Source organism: Mycetohabitans sp. B2, assembly GCF_021733735.1.
GTDB classification, from domain to species: Bacteria; Pseudomonadota; Gammaproteobacteria; order Burkholderiales; family Burkholderiaceae; genus Mycetohabitans; species Mycetohabitans rhizoxinica.
Genome location: NZ_JAHKSP010000020.1, coordinates 1 through 1,566 on the forward strand (window position 1 = coordinate 1; position 1,566 = coordinate 1,566).

A 1,566-nucleotide genomic window follows, 5' to 3' on the forward strand; every position below is an offset into this window, starting at 1 on the left:
AGTTAACATCGGGCGCGCCAGCTTACAAGCCGCGCCACGCCGAGATGTGGGTAAAGATCAGAATTGTGATCGAGGGCACGTGGCCCTGCCGGAGCACGCTTACCAGAATCCGATAACGAGAGTTGTCGCCGCTGCCATTCTTTCTCTTGCAGGTACTTTATTCGCGCTGTGCAGGGCTGGACATACATAAGGACATCATCATTGCCTGCATCCGTTGTGTGTCTGCGCCAGAGCACCATGAAGTGCATAGCTTTTGCACTACCACAAAGGGATGACTTGCGCTGTCGCACTGGTTGGCCGTCCATGGCTGTTCCCACGTGGCCATGGAAGCCACCGGCGTTTACTGGAAACCCGTGTGGCACGTTCTCGAAGGCTGCTTCGAACTCGTGCTGGGCAACGCTGCGCATATCCGGAATGTGCCTGGCCGCAAAACCGATGTCAATGACGCGACGTGGATCGCAGAGCTGCTCGCACACGGGCTGATTCGCTCCAGCTTCGTGCCGCCGGCTGCGATTCAGGCGTTACGTGATCTGACACGCACACGCAAACAGCTGACGCGTGAGATCGCCCAGCATTGTCTGCGTATCCAGAAGGTGCTTGAGGATGCCAATCTCAAACTGGGTAGCGTCCTGACTGACGTACTTGGCGGCAGCGGGCGCGCGATCCTGAAAGTCATCATTTAGGGTGAAGACGATCCGGTGCTGCTCGCGGCATTGGCGCAAGGACACGCGCTCAAGAAGACGAATAAACTACGTGAGGCATTGCGCGGGCGCATCACTTCCCATCACCGTACGATGCTCGCGCTGCATTTGCAGCTCATCGAGGCTCTTGAGCACGCGCTGACTGGTCTGGATGCAGCAGTGGGACTTGCTCTGCCGCCAATCCGGCAGCACGAAGAACCATTCCTGACGTCGGTGACCTGACTGCGCGGGTCCTGGTGGCCGAGATTGGGATCGACATGACGCGCTTTGCTGATTCCGCTCACCTCATATCGTGGGCCGGACTGTGTCCGCGCAATGATGAGAGCGCTGGTAAGCGCCGCAGTACGCGCGTGCGCAAGAGCGGCACCTGGCTCAAGACGGCACTCGTGACGGCTGCATGAGCCGCAGTACGTACGAAGAACAGCTACCTGTTCGTCCAGTTCACCCGCATCAAGGCGCGGCGCGGTTCAAAGAAAGCAATCCTCGCAGTGGCTGCGTGGCTAACGTCTGGCTGCAAGTGACCATTATTGCATTGCTTTCCGCGTTGGGAGGTGGATGCTATTTTCATAACGGCGGAGAAATATTGGGTTGAACGGTGGCGAACATAGGTGGAGCCTCATGCCGTGGGACCAGTTGTGCGACGACAGCGCCGTAGCAGCGAATATCTGGGGTGAGGTAGCCGGCGCGGTGCCGCTGGAGTAGTTTGTTGCGCCACCACGTTGAATGGGGTGGCAAGGACTGGCGAGGCGTGGGCGTATTGGTCATGCTAGGGGTTAGGTGACAAAACGTGTTGGCAAAAAAATATCTGCGGGGCCCTTGCGGTGGACGCGTCATTGGCCTATGATTCGACCCCTCGCTGCATGCA

General features: G+C 58.3%; 1 pseudogene. It reads left to right on the forward strand.

From position 1 onward, the window contains the following. Window positions 1-146: 146 nt before the first annotated feature. Window positions 147-1,198, forward strand: a pseudogene (locus KPG66_RS04435) (IS110 family transposase); the annotation flags it as partial. Window positions 1,199-1,566 lie beyond the last annotated feature (368 nt).